General features: G+C 70.0%; 18 protein-coding genes. 9 read left to right on the top strand and 9 right to left on the bottom strand.

Annotation, left to right across the window (positions count from 1 at the left end; genetic code table 11):
- Nucleotides 1–6: 6 nt before the first annotated feature.
- The 5 genes from ASF65_RS04950 to hisB all read right to left on the bottom strand — a co-directional run bounded on the left by ASF65_RS04950 (nt 7) and on the right by hisB (nt 3588).
- Nucleotides 7–564, bottom strand: a complete 558-nt coding sequence (locus tag ASF65_RS04950) for a Uma2 family endonuclease (RefSeq protein WP_055886043.1) — start codon at nt 562–564, stop codon at nt 7–9.
- Nucleotides 565–628: 64 nt separating this feature from the next.
- Nucleotides 629–1363: a 1-(5-phosphoribosyl)-5-[(5-phosphoribosylamino)methylideneamino]imidazole-4-carboxamide isomerase gene (gene hisA / locus ASF65_RS04955; RefSeq protein WP_055886116.1), complete on the bottom strand. Its 735-nt coding sequence runs from the start codon at nt 1361–1363 to the stop codon at nt 629–631.
- Nucleotides 1364–1868: 505 nt separating this feature from the next.
- Complete coding sequence (hisH, locus tag ASF65_RS04960) at nt 1869–2522, bottom strand: imidazole glycerol phosphate synthase subunit HisH (protein ID WP_156369167.1); 654 nt, start codon at nt 2520–2522, stop codon at nt 1869–1871.
- Between the two features lie 2 nt (nt 2523–2524).
- Nucleotides 2525–2983: a DUF2628 domain-containing protein gene (locus tag ASF65_RS04965; RefSeq protein WP_162239452.1), complete on the bottom strand. Its 459-nt coding sequence runs from the start codon at nt 2981–2983 to the stop codon at nt 2525–2527.
- Nucleotides 2980–3588 (bottom strand): imidazoleglycerol-phosphate dehydratase HisB, encoded by a 609-nt coding sequence (hisB, locus tag ASF65_RS04970; protein WP_055886051.1) that lies wholly within the window; start codon nt 3586–3588, stop codon nt 2980–2982. Before hisB ends, ASF65_RS04965 begins: the two co-directional genes overlap by 4 nt.
- Before the next feature lie 333 nt (nt 3589–3921).
- On the opposite strand from hisB, the gene hslV reads away from it, so the two are divergent.
- The 5 genes from hslV (at nt 3922) to ASF65_RS04995 (ending at nt 8970) form a co-directional block, all read left to right on the top strand.
- Entirely contained in the window at nt 3922–4479 is a 558-nt protein-coding gene (gene hslV / locus ASF65_RS04975) for an ATP-dependent protease subunit HslV (RefSeq protein WP_055886054.1), read from the top strand.
- Between the two features lie 66 nt (nt 4480–4545).
- Complete coding sequence (locus ASF65_RS04980) at nt 4546–5361, top strand: potassium channel family protein (RefSeq protein WP_055886057.1); 816 nt, start codon at nt 4546–4548, stop codon at nt 5359–5361.
- Between the two features lie 102 nt (nt 5362–5463).
- The gene (locus ASF65_RS04985; protein WP_082505186.1) at nt 5464–5787 is read left to right on the top strand and encodes a DUF1236 domain-containing protein; all 324 of its coding nucleotides are present in this window, start codon (nt 5464–5466) and stop codon (nt 5785–5787) included.
- Between the two features lie 341 nt (nt 5788–6128).
- Nucleotides 6129–7355, top strand: coding sequence for an EAL domain-containing protein (locus ASF65_RS04990; RefSeq protein ID WP_162239453.1), 1227 nt, complete (start codon nt 6129–6131; stop codon nt 7353–7355).
- 139 nt (nt 7356–7494) lie between these two features.
- Complete coding sequence (locus tag ASF65_RS04995; RefSeq protein ID WP_055886062.1) at nt 7495–8970, top strand: mannitol dehydrogenase family protein; 1476 nt, start codon at nt 7495–7497, stop codon at nt 8968–8970.
- A 4-nt stretch (nt 8971–8974) separates the two neighbouring features.
- Here the strand turns inward: ASF65_RS04995 and ASF65_RS05000 are convergent, their stop codons facing one another.
- Entirely contained in the window at nt 8975–9679 is a 705-nt protein-coding gene (locus tag ASF65_RS05000; RefSeq protein WP_156369171.1) for an SDR family oxidoreductase, read from the bottom strand.
- 218 nt (nt 9680–9897) lie between these two features.
- On the opposite strand from ASF65_RS05000, the gene ASF65_RS05005 reads away from it, so the two are divergent.
- Both ASF65_RS05005 and ASF65_RS05010 read left to right on the top strand, forming a co-directional pair.
- Nucleotides 9898–11400, top strand: coding sequence for an ATPase domain-containing protein (locus ASF65_RS05005; protein WP_055886064.1), 1503 nt, complete (start codon nt 9898–9900; stop codon nt 11398–11400).
- Nucleotides 11393–13477 (top strand): PAS domain-containing protein, encoded by a 2085-nt coding sequence (locus ASF65_RS05010; protein WP_055886067.1) that lies wholly within the window; start codon nt 11393–11395, stop codon nt 13475–13477. The genes ASF65_RS05005 and ASF65_RS05010 overlap by 8 nt, the downstream gene beginning before the upstream one ends.
- A 19-nt stretch (nt 13478–13496) precedes the next feature.
- Here the strand turns inward: ASF65_RS05010 and ASF65_RS05015 are convergent, their stop codons facing one another.
- A complete protein-coding gene (locus tag ASF65_RS05015) occupies nt 13497–13880 on the bottom strand; it encodes a hypothetical protein (protein ID WP_055886069.1) in 384 nt (127 codons plus the stop codon).
- Between the two features lie 263 nt (nt 13881–14143).
- On the opposite strand from ASF65_RS05015, the gene ASF65_RS05020 reads away from it, so the two are divergent.
- Nucleotides 14144–14902 (top strand): SH3 domain-containing protein, encoded by a 759-nt coding sequence (locus tag ASF65_RS05020; protein WP_055886072.1) that lies wholly within the window; start codon nt 14144–14146, stop codon nt 14900–14902.
- Nucleotides 14903–15150: 248 nt separating this feature from the next.
- Nucleotides 15151–17364 (top strand): methyl-accepting chemotaxis protein, encoded by a 2214-nt coding sequence (locus ASF65_RS05025; RefSeq protein ID WP_162239455.1) that lies wholly within the window; start codon nt 15151–15153, stop codon nt 17362–17364.
- 4 nt (nt 17365–17368) lie between these two features.
- On the opposite strand, the gene ASF65_RS05030 is transcribed toward ASF65_RS05025, so the two are convergent.
- Nucleotides 17369–18289: a response regulator transcription factor gene (locus ASF65_RS05030; RefSeq protein WP_156369168.1), complete on the bottom strand. Its 921-nt coding sequence runs from the start codon at nt 18287–18289 to the stop codon at nt 17369–17371.
- Nucleotides 18282–21662, bottom strand: coding sequence for an ATP-binding protein (locus ASF65_RS05035; RefSeq protein ID WP_055886079.1), 3381 nt, complete (start codon nt 21660–21662; stop codon nt 18282–18284). Before ASF65_RS05035 ends, ASF65_RS05030 begins: the two co-directional genes overlap by 8 nt.
- Nucleotides 21663–21762: the final 100 nt, after the last annotated feature.

A 21762-nucleotide genomic window follows, 5' to 3' on the forward strand; every position in this document is an offset into this window, starting at 1 on the left:
CCGCGCTTATGCGATGCCGCGATAAAGGTCCGCAAGGGGAAGCGCCAGGCCGAAGCCCGCGAGCGCGACGCTCTCCTCGCGCCCGACGATCATCTCGGGCGAGCCGAACGCCCCGTCCTCGCCGCGCGCCCAGAGCCAGACGCGCGGCTCGTCCTGCGACAGGACGAGATAGTGCAGGAGCGAGGGGAGGGCGGTATACTCCCGGGCCTTTTCGCCGAAGTCGAGAGCCAGCGAGGATGGAGACAGGATCTCGGCCACGAGGAGAGGCTCCGGCGTGGCAAGATCGCGTCCATCCCCCTCACCGCGATGGATCAGGACATCGGGGTAACGGATGCCGTGGGGGGTGCGCACACCGAAGTCGGCCGCCGTCACGCGAAGGGTCGGGTCCGCCAGAGCCTGCTTCAGGAGGAAAGCCAGCTGGAGGAAGAGTTCGGCATGCCGCCGCGAGCCGCCGGTCATCATCTCAACGATCCTTCCATCCACGAACTCACGCTTTCCCTCGCGCCCTTCGTTCCAGCGCAGGAAGTCGTCCGCGGTTCGGATGGTCGGCACCTGGATGTTCATGCGGTCAATCTAGTCCCGTGCGAGCACCCTGCAAAGGCGCCCGCCGGCTGACTCACGTGAAACATCAGCGGCGGAGGCGCGCCAAGGCCTCCGTCGGATCGATGCGCCCGTCGTAGAGGGCGCGGCCGGAGATCGCGCCTTCCAGGAGCGCGGCCTCGGGCGCGGCGAGGCGCTCGATATCGGCCATCGAGGCGAGGCCCCCGGAGGCGATCACGGGAATGCGCACCGCGTTGGCCAGCGCGATGGTCGCGTCCCAGTTGATGCCGGCAAGGATGCCGTCGCGGTCGATGTCGGTGTAGATAATCGCCGAGACGCCGGCGTCCTCGAAGCGACGGGCCATGTCCTCGACGCTGAGTTCGGACGACTCGGCCCAGCCCTCCACCGCGACCTTGCCGCCCTTGGCGTCGATGCCGACCGCGACCTGTCCCGGAAAGCGCCGGGCGGCCTCTCGCACCAATGCGGGATCGCGCACGGCGACCGTGCCGAGGATGACGCGGGCAAGGCCCGCGCCGAGCCAGCGCTCGACATCGGCGAGCGTGCGGATGCCGCCGCCGAGCTGTACCTTCATGTCCTCGCCCACCGTCGCCACGATCGCTTCGACCGCCGCGGCGTTCACCGCTCGGCCCTCGAAGGCGCCGTTGAGATCGACGACGTGGAGATGGGTGAAACCTTGGGTCCGGAACACGCGCGCCTGGGCGGCAGGATCGGCGTTGTAGACGGTCGCCTCCTCCATCAGCCCGAGCTTCAGGCGCACGCACGCGCCGTCCTTGAGGTCGATGGCGGGAAAGAGGATCGGCATCATCTTCAGAAACTGGGGATAGGATTGAAATATAACGCGTTTCGACTCCGACGCACCCAGCGAATCAGGTTACGTACAGTGAGCTAAAGGAAAGGTCAGGGCTGCCACCCCGACCTTTCACGTCCACCATAAGGTACCGTGGACACGCATCTGTTCGATGCCCGCTCCAAATGACATGGGGTTTGGGACAAGGCGATAGCAGCGGTACCACAACCCCCTGTTTTTTCGTTGAGTCTATGAAAAGCCAATTGACGTTCGAAGAGGCCGTCGAGTCCTGGATCTTAAGGGCTCGTGGAATGATGAAGCGCCAGATTTGGGCCCGTTATGGGGTGGATCCGAGAAGGGTCTATGAAGTCTGGATGGGAGAAGAGCACCCTGGAAGTCGAGAGGTCGCAATCGTTGAATATTCAAGATTGTTCCCTCACGATTTGACAGATGGGAGATTTGAGTTTCACGAAGCGAAGCGTGTTGTGAAAACCAAACAGGTGACTTTGCCTCTCTTCGATTAAGGCTTCCAGCGCAGGAAGTTGGCGATCAGGGACAGACCGAGCGTCTGGCTCTTCTCGGGATGGAACTGGGTGCCGGCCTTGTTGCCGCTGGCGACGATCGCCGTCACCGGGCCGCCGTATTCGGCGGTCGCCAGCACCTCGTCGGGCCGGCGCGCCACCAGATGGTAGGAGTGCACGAAATAGGCGTGCAAGCCCGCCTCGCCGGTGGCGATGCCATCCAGAAGCGGGTGGGTCTGTTTCACGTGAATCGTGTTCCAGCCCATCTGCGGGATCTTCAGCGACGGGTCACTCGGGACGATCGGCTCGACGTCGCCGCTGATCCAGCCAAGGCCTTGCGTGATCGTCTTCTCCAGCCCGCGCTCGGCCATCAGCTGCATGCCGACGCAGATCCCGAGGAAGGGCCGGCCACGGTCCTCGACCCCTTCGCGCAGAGCCTCCAGAAGGCCCGGCGCCGCGTCGAGGCCGCGCCGACAATCGGCAAAGGCGCCGACGCCCGGCAGCACCAGACGGTCGGCCGCGCGGATGGCCGCCGGATCGTCGGTCACGAGGATGCGGCTGTCGTCGCCTGCTTCCCGCGCGGCGCGCTCGAAGGCCTTGGCGGCGGAGCGAAGGTTGCCCGAGCCGTAGTCGATGATGGCGACGCTCGGCATCGTCACGCGCTCCTGAGGTCGAACAGGGACTGGCCCGGGCGCAGCGGCGAACGCGGCTCGCCCGACCGGCCGATCGAGGTCGCGGCCTGCGGCATCTCGATCGTTTCACCTACGTAATAAAACAGCTCGGCGTCGATCGCATCGCGCGCCCACACCGCGCCGGCATCCCGCCAGCCCAATCGCACGAGCCGGCGCGCCACGAGCGACGGGCCTTCCAGCGCCACCCCGAGACCCAGGAGGAGCGACAGGAGGGCCGCCGCCGGCAGGTCGTCGCCGGGCGCCGCGGCCATCACGAGGACGTCGACGAGGAACACCGCGACGGCCGGCAGGTACAGGCGATGCCCGAGCAGCCAGAGGCTCGGGAGGACCACGGCCCAAGGGCGGAACCCGTCGCGCAGGAACCGCGCCCCCTCCGTTCGCCCTTCAGTCCCCGGCGGCTCGACGATGCGGTATCGCCTCACGCCAGCATGCCCTTGGTGGAGGGCACGAGGTCGGCCTGCCGCGGATCGATCGACAGCGCCTCGCCGAGCACCCGCGCCACCGCCTTGAAGCAGGTTTCCGCGATATGGTGCGAGTTGTCGCCGTAGAGCGTCTCGATGTGCAGCGTCAGGCCCGCGTTGGTCGCGAAGGCCTGGAAGAACTCGCGCACCAGCTGCGTGTCGAACGTTCCGATCTTCTCGGTCGGAAACTGCGTCCGGAACACCAGGAACGGCCGCCCCGACACATCCACCGCCGCGCGCGTCAGGCACTCGTCCATGGCCAGATCGAGCGAGGCATAACGCCGGATGCCCCGCCGCTCGCCCATGGCCTTGCGGATCGCCTGGCCGAGCGCGATGCCGACGTCCTCCACCGTGTGGTGGTCGTCGATGTGGTAGTCGCCCTTGGCCTCGGCGCGGATGTCGATCAGCGAATGGCGCGCCAGGTGGTCCAGCATGTGGTCGAAGAAGCCGACGCCGGTCGCGACGTCCGCCCGGCCCTGGCCGTCCAGGTCGACGCGCACCCGGATCTGCGTCTCCTTCGTCGCCCGGTCCACCGACGCATCCCGCCGTCCCGCCGTCTCGCCCATCGCCCGTCCATCCTCGATCGTTCCGCCGCTTCATACAGAAGCGCGGGGGCGGAGCCAACCGAGGGCATGGGGAAGACGGGGGCTCTGCCCCCGGCCCCGCCAGGGGAAATGATTTCCCCTGGACCCCTCCTCGCTTTGCGATGTGTCCTAACAGTGGGAGGGCCAGCGGCCCTCCCACTGTTAGGAAAAGTCTCAAAACAAAGCAGGGGTTCGGGGACGTCAGGCCCCGAGCGGGGATCGGGGCGGCAGCCCCGCCATCCCGCCCGCGCCCCTGTTGGCACCGCTTTCGCGCTCCCATATGGGGCGCGGAACGAACAAGGACCGACGAGAATGATGGACCAGCACGACCCGGCGAAGATGTACGGGACGACGATCGTCACGGTACGCAAGGGCGGCAAGGTGGTGGTGGCGGGCGACGGGCAGGTGTCGCTCGGCAACACGGTGATGAAGGGCAACGCCCGCAAGGTGCGGCGCATCGGCAAGGAGGGCAAGGTCATTGCCGGCTTCGCGGGTGCGACGGCGGATGCGTTCACGCTTCTGGAGCGACTGGAGGCCAAGCTCGAGCAGTATCCCGACCAGCTGATGCGGGCCTGCGTGGAGCTTGCCAAGGACTGGCGCACCGACCGGTATCTGCGCCGTCTGGAGGCGATGATGATCGTGGCCGACGCGCGGGTGACGCTGACGCTGACCGGCAATGGCGACGTGCTGGAGCCGGAGAACGGCGTGATCGCGATCGGCTCGGGCGGCAACTACGCGCTGGCGGCGGCGCGCGCGCTCGCCGAGACCGATCTGTCGGCCGAGGAAATCGCGCGGCGCGCCATGCGCATCGCGGCCGAGATCTGCATCTACACCAACGAGAACGTCATCCTGGAAAGCCTCGACGCGGCCTGACGCACCGGGCGGACGGGCGGGCCGCGACCCCTGGCCTGCCGGGCGGCCCCGTTCCATCTTGGCAGGATGGATGCTGCCGCTTCGCCCCGCCCCGACCCCGATCCGCCGCAAGGGCGCTTCCAGCGCTTCCGGCGGCGGCTCGACTTCCTCTACCACGCCGACCATCCGACGGCGGTGCGCTTCCAGGGCTTCGTGGCGATCGTCGATCTCGTGGTGATCGCCTTCTTCGTCATGGCGCCGGTGCTGGAGGAGAAGCGCTACTTCCTGTGGCTCGACTATTCGCTGGCGGCGCTCCTGTCGGTGGATTTCGCGGCACGTGCGCTGGCCGCGCCGAACGTGAAGGCCTGGGCGCGGCGACCGGTGATCTGGGTCGATGCCCTGATCCTCCTGACGCTCCTGCTGCCGACCATGTTCTTCAACGTCGGCTTCCTGCGCATTCTCAGGCTCTGGACCCTGTCGCGCAAGGACGTCCTGTGGCGCTCGCTGCGTCGACGCGGCTGGCAGCAATGGGAGGAGGCGGGACGGGCGGTGATCAACCTCCTGACCTGTCTCTTCCTGGCGACGGGGTTCATCTACACCGCCTTCGTGCGCGAAGGGTCGGGCATCGAGGGCTATGTCGATGCCCTCTACTTCACGGTCGCGACGATGACGACCACGGGCTTCGGCGACGTGACGCTGCCGGGCCCGGCGGGCAAGCTCACCTCGGTCGTGATCATGATCGTCGGCATCTCGCTGTTCGTGCGGCTCGCGCAGACCGTGTTCCGGCCCTACAAGGTGTTCTTCCGCTGCCCGGCCTGCGCGCTGGAGAGGCACGAGCCGGATGCCGTCCATTGCAAGGCCTGTGGCCATATCCTGGCGATCCCGGACGAGGGCGGCGACTGACCGATCGGGCGCGCGGTGTCGGGACCTTGGGGAAGCGATCGTGCAACCTCCGCTCCTGACCGGCGTTCAGGAGCGGTTCTGGATGATAGAAGGATGAACGCGATGCGCCGACTGATCGCCCTTGCGGGCCTTGCCAGCCTGATGGCCGCGCCGGCCCTGGCGCAGACCACGACGACCATCATCACGCAGGAAGCGGCGCCGGCCGCGACCGTGGTCGCCGTTCCCGCGCCGGTGCGCACCTACGTCACGCAGCAGACCATCCCGTCGGTCACCTACGAGCGCCGGATCGTCGTCGGCGAGCCGCTGCCGCAGGCCGTCGAGTATCACGTCATCCCCGACAACGACGGCTACGCCTACGCCGTCGTCAACGACCAGCGGGTGATCGTCGATCCGCAGACGCGCAGCGTGATCGAGGTCTACGACTGAGAATTCTCGAAGGAAAACAATCGGCCCCTTGAAAGGGGCGGAAGGTCCACCCATCTCTCGGTCAGGCGGCGCGTCCCGGTTTCGGTCGAAGCGCCGCCAGACGTACGGCCTGTCGTCCGACCACGGATGTACTGGCGAGGTGTTGGGCCGGATCTCCATTCTTTCAGAATGGACGCGGAGCCGTCGGGAGATCCCCGGCGGCTTTTTCGTGCGCGCTCGGTTCCGGGCCTGCGCCGGTGTTGCCGTTCGGCGCTTGTGCACATATGCAACCTTTGCACGTTATCGTTCGATCTACAGGCGAATACTGACAAACAGGTCGGCAGCCCATGCAGCGTCATGACATGCCCCAGTCCCTCGACGGGTTCCTCGACATCCGGGCCATGCTGCGCCTGGTGCGACAGAACCTCGGACTGGACGTCGCCTTCATCGGGGAATTCGTCGGCGACCGGCGCATCTTCCGGCATGTCGACGCCGATGCGCCGAGCACGCTGATCGAGGGGGCCGGCGATCGCCTCGACACCTCCTATTGCGGCCGTGTCGCCGACGGCCGGCTTCCCGAACTTATCCCCGACACCGCGGCCTTTCCCGAAGCGCAGCGTCTGGCGGCGACCCGCACCCTGCCGGTCGGCTCGCATCTCAGCGTGCCCATCCGCCTGTCGAACGGCATGGTCTACGGCACGTTCTGCTGCTTCGGCCACGCGCCGGACCATTCGCTGAACGAGCGCGATCTCGCCGTCATGCGCACCTTCGCCGGGCTCGTCGCGCAGCGGATCGACCGCGACCTCCAGGCCGAAAGCCTTCTGGCGGCCAAGCGCGGGCGCATCCGCCGGCTTCTCGACGAGGGCGGGCCGTCGATCGTCTTCCAGCCGATCTTCCTTCTCGACGCGCTCGCGCCGGCCGGCGCCGAGGCGCTCTCGCGTTTTCCCGCGGACCCCCACCGCTCGGTGGAAACCTGGTTCACCGATGCCGCCGAGGTGGGTCTCCAGATCGAGCTCGAGCACCGGGCCATCGCCAACGCGCTTGCGGCCTACGCCCCGGTCTGGGCGCGACACCGGGTGCAGCTCGGGATCAACGCCTCGCCGGCCGCCATCCTCGCGCCCGGCTTCACGGACCTTCTGGCGGCGAGCCCGGCCGACCGGATCGTCCTCGAGATCACCGAGCATGAGCGGATCGACGATTACGGGCCACTCCTCGCCGCTCTGGCGCACCTGCGCGACCGGGGCGTGCGCATCGCGATCGACGACGTGGGCGCGGGATATTCCTCGATGAGCCGTGTCGTCGCGATCCGCCCCGACATCATCAAGCTCGACCGGGAGATCGTGCGCGGGCTCGACGGCGACCCGATGCGCCAGGCGCTGGCCCGCGCGCTCGTCGACTTCGCCGCGCGCTGCGGGTGCAAGGTCGTGGCCGAGGGCGTCGAGACGCCGGGCGAACTGGCGGTCCTGTCGGAACTCGAGGTCCAGGCCCTTCAGGGCTATCTCCTCGGCCGGCCCGCAGGCATCGAAGCCCTGGAACGGGTCTTCGCGCAGGGCGCGCGACGCGTCGATGCGATGGCCGATGCTGGCTGACGGATCCCGCGACGGCGATTGACAGCGTCTTGCGGTCGGTCGAAGACAGGAGCGGGTGCCGCGAGGGGAGGCGACGGCGTTGCCCGAGTTCTTCCGCGCGCCTCCCGTCTTCCGCCGAGACCAGCGAGGCCCTTTTCCCGTGACCCAGCGCCTGTCCGACGACACCCTGTCCGCGATCCCGTCCGATGTCGCGCGGCCCCGCTTCGACCGGGCCGCCACGCGCATCGGCATCGTGCATCTCGGCCTCGGCGCCTTCCACCGGGCCCATCAGGCCGTGGCGACGCAGGCGGTGCTGGACCGGGGCGACCTCGCCTGGGGCATTGCCGGCGTGTCGCTGCGCTCGCCCGACACGCGCGACGCGCTCCAGCCCCAGGACGGGCTTTATACGGTCGCGGTGCGCTCCGGGGAGGGCGACCGGTTCGAGGTCGTCGGCGCGATCCTGCGCCAGCTGGTCGCCCCGGAGGACCCGGAAGCCGTGCTCGCCCTGATGGCGGCGCCCGATACGCGCATCGTCTCGCTCACTGTCACCGAGAAGGGTTATTGCCACCATCCGGCGACCGGCGCGCTCGACGAGGCCCATCCCGACATCGTTCACGACCTCGCCCACCCGCACGCGCCCCGCTCGGCGCCGGGCTTCCTGGTCGAGGCGCTGCGTCGACGGCGCGAGGCGGGTCTGCCGCCCTTCACGGTCCTTTCCTGCGACAACCTTCCCGCCAACGGCGAGACGGCACGGCGCGTCGTCTCGGCCTTTGCCGAACGGCGCGGGGCCGCGCTCGGCAGCTTCGTCGCCCGCGAGGTGCCGTTCCCCTCAACCATGGTGGACCGGATCGTGCCCGCCACCACCGACGCGGACCGGGCGCTGGTGACGGAGCGGCTTGGGGTCGAGGACGCCTGGCCGGTGATGACCGAGCCCTTCTCGCAATGGGTGATCGAGGACCACTTCGCCGACGGGCGGCCGGACTGGACGCTGGGGGGCGCGCGCTTCGTCGCCGACGTCGAGCCCTTCGAGCTGATGAAGCTGCGCCTCCTCAACGGCTCGCACTCGACGCTCGCCTATCTCGGCTATCTCGCCGGCCACGAGACCGTGTCGCAGGCGATGGCCGACGCGCCCTTCGCAGCCCTTCTCGCCGCGATGATGGAACGGGAGATCGCGCCGACCCTGCCGCCGCTCTTCGGCTTCGATCTCGCCGCCTACCGGGCCGAGCTCCTCCAACGCTTCCGCAACCCGTCGCTGCGGCACCGGACCTGGCAGATCGCCATGGACGGCTCGCAGAAGGTGCCCCAGCGCCTGCTCGGTACGATCCGCGACCGGCTCAAGGCGGGCGAGCCGTTCGATCGGCTGGCGCTCGGCCTCGCCGGCTGGATCCGCTATGCCGGCGGTCGTGACGAGCGAGGCGGGACGATCGACGTGCGCGACCCGATGGCCGCGCGCCTGAAGGGTTTGAGCGACGAGGCGGGGGAGGATCCGGCGCGCCTTGCCGACGCCTTCCTGTCGCTCCACGAGGTCTTCGGCGACGACCTGCCGGCCGACCCGCGCTTCCGCCGCGCGCTGGAAGGCGCGCTCGAACGGCTGATCACCGTCGGCGCGGCGAAGGCGGTCGCCGAGCGCGGCTGAGGCGTCAGACCGAGCGCATCAGGCCGCCGTCGACGCGGATGTTCTGGCCGGTGATGTAGCCGGCGCCGTCCGAGGCGAGGAAGGCGATGGTGGCGGCGATCTCCGCCATCGTCCCGTAGCGGCCCATCGGTACGCTCTGCCGGCGCTCCTCCGTGCCCGGCAGGCTGTCGATCCAGCCCGGCAGGACGTTGTTCATGCGCACGTTCTGCGGCGCGTGGGCGTCGGCGAAGAGCTTGGTGAAGGCGGCCAGCCCCGCACGGAAGACGGCCGAGGTCGGAAACAGGGGACTCGGCTCGAAAGCCCAGGCCGTCGACACGTTGATGATCGCCCCGCCGCCGTTCGCCGCCATGATCGGCGCGACGAGGCGCGACGGGCGCACGACGTTGAGGAAGTAGGTGTCGAGGCCGCGATGCCAGTCCTCGTCGGTGATGTCGAGAATGGCCGCGCGCGGCCCGTGGCCGGCGCTGTTGACGAGGACATCGATCCGCCCCCAGCGCTCCATCGCGCCGTCGACGAGGCGCCCGAGGTCGTCCGCCGACTGGTTCGAGCCGGTGACGCCGAAGCCGCCGAGTGCTTGCGCGAGCGCCTCGCCCTTGCCGGACGACGACAGGACCGCGACCCGGCATCCATCCTCGGCGAGCCGCCGCGCCGCCGCCGCGCCCATGCCGCTGCCGCCCGCCGTCACCAGCGCCACCCTGTCCGCCATGATCTCGTCCTCGTCCCTGGTCCACGCGCCGATCGTCGCACGCCCGTTGCCCATCCTCGCACGGGCCGGCAAGCCGGCGAAAGGGCTGCGGCCCGCGGGCGAGTCGCCCCATGCGTTCGCGCACACGCGCAAATGCGTTGCGCGGGCCGGAGGGCTTGGCTAGTCAAGGAAGTGCGGTCCCGTCCGGCCGCCGAGCGACCCGTGAGCCGATGAGTTTTCCGATGCGTCAGACGTCCGATCGGACCTCGTCCGGCAATGCCGAACTCGACCATATCCTGAACGGCGGCCTGCCGACGGGGCGGCTCTACCTCGTGGAAGGGGCGCCCGGCTCCGGCAAGACGACGCTCGCCATGCGCTTCCTGATCGACGGGGCGGAGCGCGGCGAGCGCTGCCTCTACGTCACCCTGTCGGAGACGCGCGAGGAGCTTCTGGCGGTCGCGGCCTCGCACGGGTTCGACCTGTCGGCGATCGACATCTTCGAATTGTCGTCGGCGGAAGCCGTGCTCGGCGAGGGCCGCGAACAGTCGATCCTGCATTCCTTCGAGGTCGAACTCGGTGGGATGATCCAGCTGATCCAGGACGAGGTGGAGCGCGTGCGACCGCACCGCGTCGTGTTCGACAGCCTGTCGGAAATGCGGCTCCTGGCGCAGGACGCCTTGCGCTATCGCCGGCAGGTCCTGCTCCTGAAGCAATTCTTCGCCCCGCGCGGGGCCACCGTGATCCTGATCGACGACCTGACGGCGGAGGAATCCGGACGCCGCGACACCCATCTGCACAGTCTTTGCCACGGCGTCCTGACGCTGGAGCGCGTGACCCTCGACTTCGGCGCGGCGCGCCGCCGTCTTCAGGTGCAGAAGTTGCGCGGGGTCGATTTCGTGGCGGGCTACCACGACTTCACGATCCGGCGCGGCGGTCTGGCCGTGTTTCCGCGCCTGATTGCCGCCCGGCATCACCTCCCCTTCCTCGGCGACCCTATGGAAAGTGGCATCGCCGAACTCGACGCCCTGCTTTATGGGGGACCCCTGCGCGGTACGAGCACGCTGATCACCGGTCCGGCCGGCACTGGCAAGACGACGCTCGCGCTCCAGTACGTCGATGCTGCATGCCGGCGCGGCGAGCCTGCCACGATCTACGAGTTCGACGAGCGCATCGGCACGATGATGGTGCGTGCGAAGGCCATGGGGCTCGACCTCCAGCCGCATCTGGACACCGGGCTCCTGCACGTCATACAGATCGATCCGGCCGAAATCTCTCCCGGCGAATTCGCCTTCGGCGTCCAGCGCGAGGTGGAGGAGCGCGGCTGCCGCCTTCTCGTGATCGACAGCCTCAACGGCTATCTCGCGGCGATGCCTCAGGAGCAGCAGCTGATCCTGCAGATCCACGAGCTCCTGTCCTATCTCAACCAGAAGGGCGTCGGCACTTTCCTGATCAACCCGCAGCACGGGCTGGTCGGCACCATGTCGACGGGCACCTTGAACATCTCCTATGTCGCCGACACGGTGATCCTGATCCGCTTCTTCGAGGCGGAGGGGCGGTTCCGCAAGGCGATCTCGGTCCTGAAGAACCGCAGCGGCCCGCACGAGGAGGCCATCCGCGAGCTCCGCATCGATGCCGGGGGCATACGCGTCGGCGAACCGCTCGTGCAGTTCCGCGGCATTCTCACCGGCACGCCGGAATATTCTGGCGAAGTGGGACCGCTGATGGAAGAGCGAACACGTGCATAGGCGGGCGGCGCAAGGGTTCGAGATCCTCATCTGCGCCCCCTTCGGGCGCGATGCCGAAAGCATGCGCGGACTGCTGACGCAGGAGGATTACCAGGCGACCGTCTGCGCCGACCTGAAGACGCTCAGCGCGCTGGTGGCCGGCGAGGCGGGCGGAAGCGTCGGGCTGATCCTCGTCACGCAGGAGGCCCTCGAGCTTGGCTTCGACACCCTGGCTGCCGCCCTTCGGACTCAGCCCGACTGGTCCGATATCCCGATCATGGTTCTGGCCGCGCGGCGCACGGGGCGAACCGATGCGATCGTCGGCCTGCGTCACCGCTTGCCCGACACCGTCACCAACGTGATGATCCTGGAGCGGCCGCTCGGCATCGAGTCGCTGGTCAGCTCCATCGCCTCGTGCATGCGCGCGCGCCAGAAGCAGTTCGAGATGCGCGACCGGCTGCGCGAGCTGACCGCCAGCCGCGAGGCGCTGGCCGCGTCCGAGCGCGAGCTGCGGCTCGTCACCGACTCGCTGCCGGTCCTCATCGCCTTCGTCGATCGCGACCTCGTCTACCGCTTCGCCAACCGCGCCTACGAGGATTGGTTCGGCTCGGGGCCGGAAGCGGTGATCGGCCGCACGATCCCCGACATTCTCGGGCCGGACGCGTTCGAAACGCGCCGCGAGGCGGTGCGCCAGGCGCTCTCCGGCGAGCCGGCGCTGTTCGAGGCCCGGCTCGCCCGGCCCGGCCGGCCCGACCGCTTGTCGGAAATCCGCTACCTGCCGCGGCGCGACACGGCGGGCCGGGTCGACGGGTTCCACATCTTCGTGCTCGACGTAACGGCGCAGAAGCGCATGGAGACCGAGCTGCGCGAGGCGGCGGTGATGCTGGAGGCGCGCGTTGCCGAGCGCACCGAGGCGCTGTCGGCCGAGATGGCCCGGCGCGAGGGGGCGGAGGAGGCGCTGCGCCAGTCGCAGAAGATGGAGGCGATCGGCCAGCTGACGGGCGGCATCGCCCACGACTTCAACAACATGCTGGCCGGCGTCATCGGCTCGCTCGACCTGATGCGCCGTCGCATCGACACCGGCGACATGGAGGCCCTGGAGCGCTATCGCACCAACGCCATGCAGGCGGCCCAGCGTGCGGCGACCCTGACCGCGCGCCTCCTCGCCTTCGGCCGCCGGCAGTCGCTCGACCTCAAGGCGCTCGACCTCAACGCCGTCGTCGAGGGCATGGAGGACCTCCTGCGCCGGACGCTCGGCGAGAACATCGAGATCGCGACGGACCTGTGCGACGAGCCGCTCGTCGCGCGCACCGACGTCAGCCAGCTCGAGAACTCGCTCCTGAACCTGGCGATCAACGCGCGCGACGCGATGCCGGACGGCGGGCGCCTCACCATCACGGCGCGCCGCGCCACCCCGGCGGAGACGGCCGCCGCTGCGCGCCCCGGACCCTTCGCCGTCCTGGAAGTCGCCGATACGGGCTCGGGCATGTCGCCCGAGACACTCGCCAAGGCCTTCGAGCCCTTCTTCACCACCAAGCCGCTCGGCCAGGGCACCGGCCTCGGCCTGTCGCAGATCTACGGTTTCGCCCGCCAGTCAGGCGGCCATGTCGCGATCGAGAGCCGGGAGGGCGAGGGGACGCGCATCCGCCTCCTCCTGCCCGCGGAAGCCGGGATGGTCGCGACGGAGACGGCAGCGGCGGTGGGCGAGGCGCCGGCGGGCGAGGGCGAGACGGTTCTCGTGGTGGAGGACGAGGGGCTCGTGCGCATGCTGATCGTCGACGTTCTCGGCGATCTCGGCTACCAGCCCCTCGAAGCGGTCGACGCCGCGATGGCGCTGCCGATGCTGGAATCCTCGGCGCGCATCGACCTTCTCGTCACCGATGTCGGCCTGCCCGGGATGAACGGCCGCCAGCTCGCCGAGATCGCGCGCCGCCTGCGGCCCGAACTCAAGATCCTGTTCGTCACGGGCTACGCGGAATCGGCCTCGGTGCGCGGCGAGTTCCTCGGCGAGAACATGGACCTCATCGCCAAGCCCTTCGAATACGAGGCGCTGGGCGCCAAGGTGCGCGAGATGATCGTGGGGCGGCCTGCCGGCTGACCGGCCGCCCGCTCGCGGATCAGCAGTTGGCGGCGATGCCCTGCGTGTCGTTGGCCGCGCGCGCCGTCTGGCAGGCCGCGTCGCGCGTCAGGTTGTTGAGGCCCTGCTTGGCGGCGTCGATCGCCTGACCCGTCGCCTCCTGGGCGCGCTGGAGCGCCGGGGCGGCGGCATCGCGCGCCTCGGTCGCCGCGGCGCCGATCGCCTGGCCGGTCTCGCGGCCCGCCTGTCCGATCGCGTCCGCGGCTTCCTGCGCCTCGGTGCGCGCCGTGCCGGCGGGCGTCGTTGCCGTGGTGGTGGTGGTCGTCGTGGCCGGCGCGGTGGCGGCCGGCGTCGAGGGCGCGTCGTCGCCGCAGGCGGCCAGCGCCAGCGTCGCTGCGATGGCGAAGGGCGTCAGCTTGTTCATTCGTTGAGATCCTCTGTTGAAGCCGCGTGTGCGGCGTCCCCCCTGTCCCGCAAGGTGCGGCGCGCCGGACCGGTTTCAAGAGCCGGCTACCGGCGGCGGGGCGAGCGCCTTCGCGATGGAGGCGCGGGAGATATCGAACCGGAACAACAGGTTGCGGGGCGAACGTTCGAATGTGCCGCCGGGCGCTCTCGAAATGTTCACCATCCATGCACCTTCGCCGCGTAAGTCTTCGGCAAACGCCCGTCAGCCGAGGGAGCCGCGTCATGACCCAGCGCAAGCCGCGTTCGCGCAAGGGCGCCAAGCCGTCCGCCGCCGCCGCGCGCCGGGTCGGCCCGGTGTGGTGGGGGCTCGGTATCCTCGCGGTCGGCTGGATCGCCTTCGACGCCAACCGCGCGGTCGTCGAGCGGCACGTGCCGCAGGTTGCCGCGCTGGAGCGGATGCTGACCGGAGCAAAGCCGCCCGCCCCGGCCCGCCGCGACGCCGCGCCGAAGCGCGCGGCCGAGCCGCCGGTGGCCGTGGAGCGACCCCGCGCCGCCGAACCGCGCGCCGCCGACCCGAGACAGGCGGCGCTTCGCCCGCCCGCGGCCAACCCGCTGCCGCCGCGCGCGGCCGTGCCGGATGCGCGCCCGGCCTCCGCCGCGCCCGCGTCGGCCCCGGCTCCGACCCCGGCCGCCCGGTCGGCCGTCGCCGTGTCCGCCAGGGTCGAGCGAGCGGCCCCGGCCGGCGAGGGGCGGTTCGTCACCCGATCGCCGACGCCGCTGCGCCGCGCTCCGTCCGCCGGCGCGCCCGCCTGGATGGTGCTGGACGCCGGGCGGCCGCTGCGCGTCACGCGCCGCGAGGGGCACTTCGCCCGCGTGGAATCGGGCATCTTCACCGGCTGGGTCGAGGCTGCCGTGGTGCCCGACGCCGCCGCGCCTTCGGCCGCCCCGGTGCCGGCGCGCGCGACCACCATGCCGACGCTGGCCGCGGCCGACGCCCGCCGCGGCGGGCCGGTGCCTTCGGCGAGCGTGCCTGGCCGCTGAACGACCCCGGATTTGTTCGGCAGCGGCGTGAGGGATTACAGCGCCGCCGGTCATGCGGCACCGCGCCAACGGCGCTGCAGCAGAATGTTCCAAAAGGCGGCAGCCGATCGCGCCGAACCGATCATCATTCTTCAATGAGTTTCACTCACGATTTCGGCATTCCGACGTCGTGGACGCGGCGTGGCCTCTCGAGGCTCGCGGCGTCCGGTCATAACCTCGCGTGAGGCGCCCTGCCGATGAAGATGACGATGAGCCACATCAGGATCGGCACGCGGATCCTCGTCGTCGCGGCGATCCCGACGCTGGCGCTTCTCGGCATGGCGGTGAAGACCAATCTGTCGACCCTGCGGGCGGCATCCGAGGCCGGGATGGTGGCGGACCTGTCCGGCACGGCCGCGGCGATCGGCGCGGTGATGCACGAGGTGCAGAAGGAGCGCGCGACCTCCACCGGCTTCACCGCCGCCAAGGGCAAGGGCGAGTTCGCCGGGCTTCTCGACCAGCAGCGCACAGCGGTGGACGCGGCGATCGCGCGCTTCCGGGCGCTCGACCTCGCCGCGCCCGAGGCGCCGGGCGACGCTGTCCTGAAGGATCTGGCGCGCGACGCGCAGACCCGCCTCGACGCGATCGCGCCGATCCGCGAGGGCATCTCGGCGCTGAAGGCCAAGCCCGCCGACGTCGCGGCCACCTTCGGGCAGGCGGTCGACAGCCTGATCGCCGTGGTCGGATCGATGAACCGGCTGACCACCAACAGCGAAATCTCGGACCGCATCCTCGCCTACACCTCGCTGCTGCAGGCCAAGGAGGGGGCGGGCCGCGAGCGCACCGCCGGCGTCACCGCCTTCACCGCCGGCGGCTTCACGCCCGAACTCTACCGCGACTTCGTCGGCGAGGCGGCGGCGCAGAACGCCCGCTTCTCGAGCTTCCGGGACCGCGCGACGCCGGACGCCCGGCAGGCGCTCGACGCCATGCTGAAGAGCCCTGTCGGCAAGCGCGTCGACGGCATGCGCACGACCGGCCTCCAGGGGCCCTTCGGCGGCACGATCTCGTTCGTCACCGGCAAGGACTGGTTCGACGCGAGCTCGGCCCGCATCGACGCCCTGAAGGACATCCAGGATACGGTGAGCGCGGACCTCGGCGCCTTCGCCACCACGACGGCCGCGACCGAGAAGCAGGCGCTCGTCCTGTCGCTGGGTCTGACGGCGGGCCTTCTCCTGCTCGTCGCGCTGATGGTCGCCTCGGTGACGCGCTCGATCACGCGGCCCGTCGGGCGCCTCGTGCGCATCATGCGGGACCTTGCGGGCGGGCAGGCCGACACGGCCCTCGACGTCGCGCCGGACCGCAGCGAGATCGGCGACATGGTGCGCTGCGTCACCGTGTTCCGCGACAACGCCGTCGAACGGCTGCGGCTGGAGGGCGAGATCGACGCCAACCGCTCGCTTTCGGAGCGCGAGCGGCTGGAGCGCGACCGCGCCCGGACTGAGGAGGCGGCCGAGATCACGCTCGCGATGGAGCGGCTCGCCGCGGGCCTTCATGCCATCGCGGACGGCCAGCTCACCCACCGCATCGACACCGCGTTCGCCCCGCGCCTCGAGCCGGTCCGCCTCGATTTCAACGGCGCGATCGCGCGGCTGGAGGAGACGCTGATGGACGTGCGCACCAACGCGCAGGCCATCGCCACCGGTTCCAGCGAGATCGCGGCGGCCGCGGGCGACCTGTCGCAGCGCACCGAGCAGCAGGCGGCCAATCTCGAGGAGACGGTGGCCGCGCTCGGTGAGGTGACGCGCGGCATCAACTTGGCGGCCGCCGACGCCGGCAAGGCGCAAGGGTCGGCCACGCAGGCGTTGCGCAGTGCCGAGAAGGGGGGCGAGATCGTCGCCCGAGCCGTCTCGGCGATGAGCGAGATCGAAGCCTCGTCCCAGCGTATCGGCTCGATCATCGGCGTCATCGACGAGATCGCCTTCCAGACCAACCTGCTGGCGCTCAACGCCGGCGTCGAGGCAGCACGCGCCGGCGAAGCCGGGCGCGGGTTCGCGGTGGTGGCGCAGGAGGTGCGGGGTCTCGCCCAGCGCTCGGCCGAAGCCGCCAAGGAGATCAAGACCCTCATCGCGCTTTCGCGAACGCAGGTCGAGGCGGGTGTCGATCTCGTCACCGCCTCGGGACGCAGCCTCGAGGACATCGTCTTGCAGGTCGGCGACGTCACCCGCACGGTGGAAGGCATCGCCCGCGCGGCGCGCGAACAGGCCGCCTCGCTGAAGGAGGTGTCGATCGCCGCCGACCAGATGGACAAGGTCACCCAGCAGAACGCCGCGATGGTCGAGGAGATTACTGCCGCGACGCAGAACCTGATGCGCGAAACCGACGATCTCGCCGGGCTCGTCGACCGGTTCGAGACGCGGCAGAGCGGCAGCGGCGCGGCGACCCAAGCGGTCGTTCACGCGATGCCCCGCCGTCGCGCAGCCTGACGCGTCAGCGCTCCGACAGGGTCTTCATCACCAGGAACGTCGCCGACGCCCGGTTCTCGACGCCGAGCTTGGCGAAGACGACCTCGAGATGCTTGTTCACGGTGCGCGGGGAAAGCGACAGGATCTCGGCGATGTCGCGGTTGGACTTGCCGCGCGACAGCCAGACGAGGACGTCGGCCTCGCGCGCGGTGAGCTGAAAGCGGTCGCGCAAGGTCGCTTCCTCGGCGGACGCGTCCTCGACGGCGAGGCGGAAGAGGTGTTCGCCGTCGCTCATCCGGCCGACGAAATTGAGCGTCGTGCGGCGGTCGGGATCGGAGGGCAGGGCCCATCCGCCGGCCGGCACGCGCGCCGGCTCGGCCCCTGCCGCCAGCCACTCCTGCGCGGCCGAGGGCAGAGCGGCCTCGCCGGCCCCGCCGCCCAGAAGTCGTCCCGCCTGCGGCGTCGCCCACAGGATGCGGCCCGCCCCGTCGGCGGCGAACAGGAAGCGACCCGTCGTGTCGAGCGCGGCGCGCGCGCTCTGCGCCGAGCGGGCATTGCCGAGATGGACGCGGATGCGGGCGAGAAGCTCGTCCGGCACGATCGGCTTCACCACGTAGTCGACGCCGCCGGCCTCCAGCCCACGCACCACGTGCTCGGTCTCGCCGAGCCCGGTCATGAAGATCACCGGCACATGGCGCAGCGCCGGGTCGGCCTTGAGGCGGCGCGTCGTCTCGAACCCGTCGATGCCCGGCATCATCGCGTCCATCAGGACGATGTCGGGCGTGATCTCGGCGGCGATGCCGAGTGCCTGCTCGCCTTCCAGCGCCACCAGCACCGTCGCCCCCGTCGCCTCGATCGCATCGGTGAGGAGGCGCAGCGTGTCGGGCGAATCGTCCACCACCAGCACGATATGGCTCTCGCCGCCTCGGCCGCCGTCCTCACGCATCATCGGCCTCCTCGAGGATCGCCGTGAAGCGCTTCCAGTCGAAGTCGCGCGCGGGCTCGCGCAGGCGGGCGACGAAGTCGCGGGTGGCGGGGTTGTCCTCGAGGGCTGCAAGCTTGCGCTCGATCCCCTTGGCAAAGCCGATCCGCCCGAGGCGCGCGAGTTCGGCAAGGTCTGCGGCGTCCAGGCGCCCGTGGCCGCCCATTGCGGGGGTTTCGGGCGGCGCGGGTTCGTCGCGCGTCCAGTCGAGCGCCAGCGCACGGCCGATCGCCGAGAGGAGCGCCCGGAGATCGACGGGCTTCGTCAGCGCGCCCGCGACGCCCGGGTCGTCCTCCGCCTCAAGACCGGGCGCCGGCATTTCGGCGAGCGTTGCCGACAGCATCAGGATCGCCCCGTCCTGCCCCTCGGTGCGCAGGCGCCGGGCGAGCTGCCAACCGTCCATGCCGGGCATCTGGATGTCGAGAAGGAAGAGGTCGGGGCGGATTTCGGCCACCAGCCGGAGCGCCGTCGGCCCGTCGGCGGCCGTCAGGACGATGAAGCCGAGCGGGCGCAGAAGCTCCACCATCAGATCGCGGTGCGCCTCGTCGTCGTCGGCGACGAGAATGGTGCGGCGCGGGCCGGCATAGCCGCGCACCGGCGCGTCAGGCTCGGGCGCTTGCGCCGCGCCGTTCGCGGCAGGGCGCGGCGGGGCGGCCGACAGCATGACCCGCACAGCGAAGCGGCTGCCCTCGCCGGGGCGGCTTTCCATCGTCACGTCGCCGCCCATCAGGCTGGCGAGGAGGCGCGTGATGGTGAGGCCGAGGCCGAGGCCCGGCAGCTTGCCGCGGGCTGCACTGCCCCGCTCGAACGGCTCGAAAATGCGCTCCGCTTCCGTCTCGGCGATGCCGGGGCCGGTGTCGGTGATCGAGAGAATCGCGACCTGGCTGCGATAGGCGACCTCGAAGGTGACCGAGCCACGCTCGGTGTATTTCACCGCGTTGGACAGGAGGTTGATCAGGATCTGGCGCAGGCGCTTCTCGTCGGTGCGCACGACCTCGGGAAGGTTTGCCGGCTTCACGAAGCGGAAGGCGAGGCCCTTGGCCTCGGCCTGAAGGCGGATCATGTCGACGATCTGGGCGAGGAAGTCGTCGAGCCGCACGTCGGAGCGCTGCAGCGTCAGCCGGCCGGTCTCGATGCGCGAGATGTCGAGGATGCCGTCGATGAGGCCGGATAGGTGCTCGGCCGAGCGCCGGATGGTGCGGATGCCGCCCGCCTTCTCGCGCGGGATCGCGGCGTCGCCTTCGAGGAGCTGGGCGTAGCCGAGAACGGCGTTGAGCGGCGTGCGCAGCTCGTGGCTCATGCCCACGACATAGCGGCTCTTGGCGAGGCTTGCCGCCTCCGCCCGCTCCTTGGCGGCCTGCAGCGCGGCGTCGGTGCGCTTGTGGGCGGCGATCTCCTTGAGGAGGAGGCTTGTCTGGCGGGCCGATTCCTCCTGCGCGACGCGGCGCGATTCCTGCGCCAGCACGAAGAACCAGGTCGCGATGCCCGAGACGATGAGGAGGATGAAGAAGGCGGCCCAGAGCGCGGCGGCGATCGTCTCGGAATCCTCGGGGCTCGCGAGCGTCGCCTGGTAGTCGATCAGCCCGAGCACCAGCGACAGGACGAAGGCAAGGAGCGAGACGCCGCCGAGATAGCGCCCGGTGCGCGAGCCGATGCGCGCAAGGAGGGACCGCGGCAGCGTCGCGCGGGCGAGCGAGGCGGCTTGCGCGGCAAAGCGCGCGTGCGGCTTGCAAAGGTCGTGGCAGCGCGCGTCGAGCGAGCAGCAGAGCGAGCAGATCGGCGCGGCATAGGCGGGACAGTACGCCATGTCCTCCGGCTCGAACGGATGCTCGCAGACCCGGCAGGCGATGGTCTTCCGCCGCGCCCATTCGGCGCGCGGCTTGCGGGCGAGATAGAACCGGCCCCCGGTGGCCCAAGCGATCAGGGGGGCGGTGACGAGCGCCGTGCCGAGCGCCACGAAGACCGACAGCGCCTGCAGCGCCGCGCCGAAGAGGCCCGCGAAGGCCAGCATCGACAGGAGCGTCGCCAGTCCCATCGAGCCGAGCCCGACGGGATTGAGGTCGTAGAGATGGGCGCGCTTGAACTCGATGCCGGGAGGCGAGAGGCCTAGCGGCTTATTGATCGCAAGATCCGCGACGATCGCGCCGAGCCAGGCGACCGCGACATTGGCGAAGAGGCCGAAGGTCGCCTCCAGCGCCCGGTAGATGCCGAGCTCCATCAGGAGGAGCGCGATCGCCACGTTGAACACCAGCCAGACGACGCGGCCCGGATGGGAGTGAGTGAGGCGCGAGAAGAAGTTCGACCAGGCGAGCGAGCCCGCATAGGCGTTCATCACGTTGATCTTGAGCTGGCTGACCACGACGAAGGCGGCCGTCAGGAGAAGGACCGCCGTCTCGTTCGGCACCACGAAGCCGAAGGCCGCCCGGTACATGTAGGCGGGCTCGGCGGCGTGTTCGCTGGAGACGCCCGAGCGCAGCGCGAGGACCGCGAGGAACGAGCCGAAGAGGAGCTTCGGCGCGCCCAGCACGATCCAGCCGGGGCCGGCGGCGAACAGCGAGAACCACCAGTTCCATGTCTTGGCGCGGCCGTTGCCCGGCAGGAAGCGCAGGATGTCCACCTGCTCGCCGATCTGGGGCATCAGCGCGAGGATCACGGCCGCCGCCGCGCCGAACTTCAGGAGGTCGAACCCGTCCGGGCCCGTCGCGTCCAGCCCCGGAAACGCCATCCAGGCCTCCACCGAGCCCCAGTCCTGCACGAGGATGAAGCCGACGGGCAGGAGGTTCAGCCCGATCCAGAGCGGCTGCGTCCACAACTGGAAGCGGCTGATCCAGGTGACGCCGTGGGTGACGAGCGGGATCACCACCACGGCCGAGACGATGTAGCCGATCCACAGCGGCAGGCCGAAGGCGAGCTCCAGCGCCGCCGTCATGATCGAGGCCTCGACCGCGAAGAGGATGAAGGTGAAGCTCGCATAGATCAGCGAGGTGACGGTGGAGCCGATGTAGCCGAAGCCGGCGCCGCGGGTGAGGAGGTCGATGTCGACGCCGTGTCGCGCGGCATAGAGGCTGATCGGGATGCCGGTGACGAAGAGGATCACGGTGGCGGCGAGGATCGCGGCCACCGCGTTGGCGAAGCCGAAGGAGAGCGTGATCGCCCCGCCGACGGCTTCCAGCGCCAGGAAGGAGATCGCGCCGATCGCCGTCTGCGAGACGCGCGCGGCCGTCCAGCGCCGGGCGGATTTCGCCGTGAAGCGCAGCGCGTAGTCTTCCAGCGTCTGGTTGGCGACCCAGCGATTGTATTCGCGGCGGACGGGAAGGATGCGCTGGCGGCCGTTCATTCCGGTCCCGGTCGGTTGGCTTGGCCCCCGATCCTATGCGCAGGCCGGAGGCCGGCGTCTACGTCATTTGACGTATGTCCCCGCGCGGCGCGCCGTCCGA

The organism is Aureimonas sp. Leaf324 (assembly GCF_001423245.1).
Classification (GTDB): Bacteria; Pseudomonadota; Alphaproteobacteria; order Rhizobiales; family Rhizobiaceae; genus Aureimonas.